The organism is Vibrio sp. 10N.222.55.C6 (genome assembly GCF_041473395.1).
GTDB lineage: Bacteria > Pseudomonadota > Gammaproteobacteria > Enterobacterales > Vibrionaceae > Vibrio > Vibrio crassostreae_C.
Genome location: NZ_JBFRSD010000004.1, coordinates 318,879 through 323,838 on the forward strand (window position 1 = coordinate 318,879; position 4,960 = coordinate 323,838).

Below are 4,960 nucleotides of genomic sequence, written 5' to 3' on the forward strand. Positions count from 1 at the left end.
TCGAGGCACCATTATTTGGTACTTAACAAATAATGGTCTTTATAGACCTGATGTTGAGACAAGTAATTCCCCTTTAGTTCAGTTGGTAGAACGGCGGACTGTTAATCCGTATGTCGCAAGTTCAAGTCTTGCAAGGGGAGCCATTTTTAAAGGACTTCATTTTATATGAGGTTTTAATTGAAGAGTTTAACTCTTTAAGCAAAGAATTTAGTGTGCCGACTTAGCTCAGTAGGTAGAGCAACTGACTTGTAATCAGTAGGTCACCAGTTCGACTCCGGTAGTCGGCACCATTCTTTTGCCTCGATAGCTCAGTCGGTAGAGCAGCGGATTGAAAATCCGCGTGTCGGTGGTTCGATTCCGCCTCGAGGCACCATTATTTGGTGCTTAACAAATAATGGTCTTTATAGACCTGATGTTGACACAAATAATTCCCCTTTAGTTCAGTTGGTAGAACGGCGGACTGTTAATCCGTATGTCGCAAGTTCAAGTCTTGCAAGGGGAGCCACATTCAAGAAAGCCAAGTCGAAAGACTTGGCTTTTTTTCGTTTGAACAAAAACAAACTCTATTCAATATACACATCAGCTCCTCACTAACTCTTAATCAGTCTCGATAAATTGAGTTATCTCCTTTTAGTACTCTTACTACAGCAGTTGATTCTAAGTTCTATAAAGCATATCCACTACAACAGAACCAACGCCTTATAAAGTTCATGACCCGCTAATATTCACATTAGAACAAATAGAACCAAGTCCTGTTACTTTTTTTTCTTCGAAAATTTAATCCCTATCATACTTTGATGTCTTTCTAATATCTGCCTTACACCACTTAGATTAAGATTCGATGAATTATACCTAATACTAATTATTGAATCGCTGCGCGGGGAAATATGAAACTAAAAACGCAAGCTTACTTATTATCGGGCATCATCTTGATCGCCCTGCTAGCACTGACGGCTACAGGCTTATGGACCTTAAGAGTTGCTAGCAACATGGACAACAAAGCTCGCGTAACAGAGCTGTTTAAGAGCGCATACAGCATTCTTACTGAAGTCGAAAAAATGGCGATTGATGGCACACTAGAAGAAGAGCAAGCCAAGCAACTAGCTACTCGCCTTCTACGCAACAACATCTATAAAGATAATGAATATGTTTACGTAGCCGATGAGAACATGACGTTTATCGCGACACCATTAGATCCTCAACTGCACGGAACCAGTTTTAACGACTTTAAAGATGGCGACGGCAATAGTGTTGGGCAGCTAATCCAAAGAGTACTTGGTAATCGTACTGGCGAGATCATTGAGTACACCTGGACACAAAAACTGCCAGATGGAACGATTGAAGAAAAACTGTCTATTGCAGAGAAAACGCCACATTGGGGTTGGGTTGTCGGCACTGGTATCGGGTTCAATGAAGTTAACGCTCGTTTTTGGTCTACTGCTCAATGGCAGCTATTCCTTTGTGTCGTGATTGCTGGTCTTATTCTGGCGAGCCTAATTGTATCCATTAAACGCATGCTAGCGCTTCTTGGCGGCGAACCTAAAGACGTACGAGAAGCAGTACAAGCCGTAGCACAAGGTCGAATTCAAACCTCTTTCGAAACTCAGGCAATTGACGGCAGTATCTATCACGCCGTACAACAAATGAGTAAGTCATTGGCTGAGCTAGTATCAAACCTTGACGCTTCAATGCTGGCATTAAGAGGCGAACTGCAGCGCGTAGAAGATCGCGCTGGGTCAATTGGTCAACTGACAGACACCCAACAGCAATCAACAGAGATGATCGCGACAGCAATGACCGAGATGGCCTCTTCAGCCAATAACGTAGCTGCTTCAGCTAGCGATACCGCGCGCAACACCGACGAGGCCGACAAACAGAGCCAGCATACCCAACAACTCATTCACAACACAGTAGATAACATTCAAGGCTTAGCAGGCCAACTAGGCACAGCAAGCGAAGCTGTCGCTAACCTAGATAACGATGTAAACAACATTGCAAAAGTATTGGATGTGATTGGTGATATAGCGGAGCAAACTAACCTATTGGCACTAAATGCAGCCATTGAAGCAGCTCGAGCTGGCGAACAAGGTCGTGGATTTGCTGTTGTAGCAGATGAGGTTCGTAACCTTGCAGGCAGAACACAATCGAGCACAAAAGAAATCCAATTAATGATTAATAACCTTCAAGAGGGATCTCGCAACGCAATTCAAACCATGGAAGTGTGTGCCGCGACCAGTGAAAGCACCGTAACAGAGTCTCAAAACGCCTCTGAAGCACTACAACAGATTGTTGTCGCATTAGAGTCCATTTCATCAATGAGTCATCAAATCGCAACAGCGGCCGCTGAGCAGACTCAGGTGAGCGATGATATATCGAAGCGTATCAATATGATCGAAGAGAGCGGTAACCAACTGAGCAATGTCGTAACAGAAAGTCATAACAGCACCCAAACTCTTGCCTCTCTTTCCAACGAATTAGAAGCTTGGGTTAATAGGTTTGAAGTAAAACACTAAACTCCCTAGAAAATTTTCAAATAAAAAAGCACGTTTTCATACGTGCTTTTTTTATTTCGGCGCCCATTCAGTGTAGTTAACCGTAGTTTTACTATCTTTTAGGGCATGCTAGACCTAGGTTTTTCACCCCAAATGAGCAAAAACAACCCACTAAGTATAGAAAAACATCAAACGATACTTTTTTTGCAATTTAATGTTGACCCAGAACGCGAAAACACGTTTAATACACCTCGTCGCCCGGATAGCTCAGTCGGTAGAGCAGAGGATTGAAAATCCTCGTGTCGGTGGTTCGATTCCGCCTCCGGGCACCACAATTTATTTGTTGGTGTCTTAGACAACAACAGTAAAGCACAAAGAAATATTATGTGCCGACTTAGCTCAGTAGGTAGAGCAACTGACTTGTAATCAGTAGGTCACCAGTTCGACTCCGGTAGTCGGCACCATTTCTTTAAAGCTTTAAGAATAATTCCCCTTTAGTTCAGTTGGTAGAACGGCGGACTGTTAATCCGTATGTCGCAAGTTCAAGTCTTGCAAGGGGAGCCAAGTTAATCATCAAGCATAAGCTTTTTGATTCATGATGCCGACTTAGCTCAGTAGGTAGAGCAACTGACTTGTAATCAGTAGGTCACCAGTTCGATTCCGGTAGTCGGCACCATTCTCTTGATTAGAGACTAAACAATCAATTCCCCTTTAGTTCAGTTGGTAGAACGGCGGACTGTTAATCCGTATGTCGCAAGTTCAAGTCTTGCAAGGGGAGCCAATTAAAAGAAGCCGCATCATTGATGCGGCTTTTTTGCATCTAAAGATCCTAACTTATTAATACAACTACCCTCACCTTTCAAATACCATATTCAATTCAGAAACCAACCGTTTTTATATCCTTCCAAAGCTACAAATCTTCGCTACTTAATGCTCTTCAAAATCTCCCAACAACAAACGACACATTCACGTAAGAGTCAGTCACAGTACGTTGCTACTCATTTTATTGACTAGGAGATCGGTTGAAAAAATCAATACTAAGTTTGGAGGTAAGAAAGCTAAATAACGAATCAAGTAAGCGCTGAAAAGCTCTGTAAGACACTTCAATCCAAATTGATACACAGATTACTCTTTATCAAAACTATCCACTACAATAGCGCCCATAGAGGCTGGCATTGAAATAACAATCACTCTTTTGATCGATACGACGGGATCACTCAATAGAGGTAATTTGTCCAGGCAAGTCAGTACCAAAGCAACGACCAATGCCGTCATAACATAAGCAATCACTATTCTGAAAATAAACACCGGCAACCGAGCAACAACATCTTTTTGAAAGACACTCTCATACGTATAGAAGCCTAAGAACACCGCAGACAGTAAAAATAGCAGCAATAGATTAGCGGTAGGTAAAGTCTCCCCTAACTTCCAAGCCTCTTCAGAAAAAGAAATCGGCACGGCCAAGGCAAAAGATCCCACAAAGATCTGGCTCGCATCTTCAAAGTTAAAACTCAATTTCATAATTCGACCCATTAGGTTTAAGGCTTTATCTAATTCTGAAAAGAATCACAAAACTATCCGCCAATGATTTGGGGGATTTTTATTTCTACTAAGCAAACAGTAGTGACCTTCTAGCTTCATCTTAGTCGCAATAACCAAAACATAGCTTGAACTAACCAGCAAGAAATCAATATGCTCAGAGCAAAACGGTCAACACGACTGATTAATATCGAGTCAACAAACACATCAGAATCGAAGAGAGACCGGTAAACATCCTAAATTACCATCCCCTAGAACCAGAGAACATCACAATCAGTTGGGGGAAGAACCTCCCTGCACGTGTAGATACGGATACGAGGGACACTCTATGTCTTAACTTACATATCCCTCCAGCACCACTTTGGAACGCAACCTAACAACTCTCACCTTTCAAGCTGAATCTACTCCGCTTCCATCCTTTGAAATGCTTCTAACAAAGCGCTTGATGCTATCGAGAGTGGTTTAAGCTGAATGTATAATAAGAGCTATTAAGTCGACTCATTAAGGGCTATAGCGCTCTTAGCAGAAGCCTCCATGATAGAGCCCTAATTACACGTATCCTATAGATTCACAGATAGAGCAGAAGTCAGATTTCGTAGACGAAAGGCTGTTAACTAATACTGAGAGCCACTCACTTAATAAAGGAAACATCTACAGCGCAGAGTAATTAGGATGGGGTGTAAGGCTTTTATAACTCAAAGTATTAATAAGGGGTCAGTTCAGTCTCATAAATCTAACTTACAGCGCGTATGGTTCGAGTATCTGAATGCTAAACTTAAAGCTACATACGTTTGAAATCATGCTCGAGTCACCTCACAGCTGGAATCAGAAATGATGTAGTCCTAATCATGAGTTGGTTTTGGGGAACACCTGAGCTAAGAGCTGTGGGCTACGGGAAAATCTTTTGTGTAATACCAATTAAAGTAAAA

Annotated in this window: 2 protein-coding genes and 9 tRNA genes; 10 read left to right on the forward strand and 1 reads right to left on the reverse strand. The window is 42.0% G+C overall.

What is annotated here, in order from left to right; all coding sequences use genetic code 11:
* Positions 1-67: 67 nt before the first annotated feature.
* From AB4486_RS05665 to AB4486_RS05710, 10 genes are all read left to right on the forward strand, one after another.
* A tRNA-Asn gene (locus AB4486_RS05665) sits at positions 68-143 on the forward strand.
* Between the two features lie 71 nt (positions 144-214).
* A tRNA-Thr gene (locus tag AB4486_RS05670) sits at positions 215-290 on the forward strand.
* 7 nt (positions 291-297) lie between these two features.
* Positions 298-373 (forward strand) — tRNA-Phe (locus AB4486_RS05675).
* A 56-nt stretch (positions 374-429) separates the two neighbouring features.
* Positions 430-505, forward strand: a tRNA-Asn gene (locus tag AB4486_RS05680).
* A gap of 382 nt (positions 506-887) precedes the next feature.
* On the forward strand, positions 888-2,513 hold the full coding sequence (locus tag AB4486_RS05685; RefSeq protein ID WP_017062210.1) for a methyl-accepting chemotaxis protein: 1,626 nt from the start codon (positions 888-890) through the stop codon (positions 2,511-2,513).
* Positions 2,514-2,748: 235 nt separating this feature from the next.
* Positions 2,749-2,824, forward strand: a tRNA-Phe gene (locus AB4486_RS05690).
* A gap of 56 nt (positions 2,825-2,880) precedes the next feature.
* A tRNA-Thr gene (locus tag AB4486_RS05695) sits at positions 2,881-2,956 on the forward strand.
* A gap of 24 nt (positions 2,957-2,980) precedes the next feature.
* A tRNA-Asn gene (locus AB4486_RS05700) sits at positions 2,981-3,056 on the forward strand.
* 36 nt (positions 3,057-3,092) lie between these two features.
* Positions 3,093-3,168 (forward strand) — tRNA-Thr (locus AB4486_RS05705).
* A gap of 29 nt (positions 3,169-3,197) precedes the next feature.
* A tRNA-Asn gene (locus tag AB4486_RS05710) sits at positions 3,198-3,273 on the forward strand.
* Positions 3,274-3,617: 344 nt separating this feature from the next.
* On the opposite strand, the gene AB4486_RS05715 is transcribed toward AB4486_RS05710, so the two are convergent.
* On the reverse strand, positions 3,618-4,013 hold the full coding sequence (locus AB4486_RS05715) for a DUF2391 family protein (RefSeq protein WP_017060180.1): 396 nt from the start codon (positions 4,011-4,013) through the stop codon (positions 3,618-3,620).
* Between the last annotated feature and the right edge of the window lie 947 nt (positions 4,014-4,960).